The organism is Psychrobacter sp. TB55-MNA-CIBAN-0194, assembly GCF_040309505.1.
In the GTDB taxonomy this organism is placed as follows: Bacteria; Pseudomonadota; Gammaproteobacteria; order Pseudomonadales; family Moraxellaceae; genus Psychrobacter; species Psychrobacter fozii.
The window spans coordinates 1-278 of the sequence record NZ_JBEOOW010000204.1 but is presented as its reverse complement, the minus strand read 5'-3'; the positions used below and the strand labels follow the sequence as shown (position 1 = coordinate 278).

At 34.5% G+C, this 278-nt stretch carries 1 protein-coding gene; it reads right to left on the bottom strand.

The genetic code is table 11. From position 1 onward, the window contains the following. A partial coding sequence (locus tag AAEY75_RS14835) for a DUF6122 family protein (RefSeq protein ID WP_352259997.1) occupies positions 1–276 on the bottom strand: 276 nt, incomplete at its 3' end. Between the last annotated feature and the right edge of the window lie 2 nt (positions 277–278).

Sequence of the window (278 nt, the reverse complement as noted above, 5' to 3'; positions counted from 1 at the left end):
ACTAAAACACTGTGGACAATTAATATAGGTCATTATACAGTCATTTAAATCAGTCAACATATGCAGTAATAACCCTAAACCAATTATCTTATAGGGCTTTGGTAAAAACAACATGCCCGCATATACTGCCATCGCATAATAAGTATGTAGCGGATGGAAATTAATACTACAACGATTGGGCGAAAAGATAGGTGTCGCTAGAAGATGATCTAAATCAACTAGCATGGTTGCTATTAGGATCAAATAAACTCGCTTATAGTCACTACGAAAAAACATAT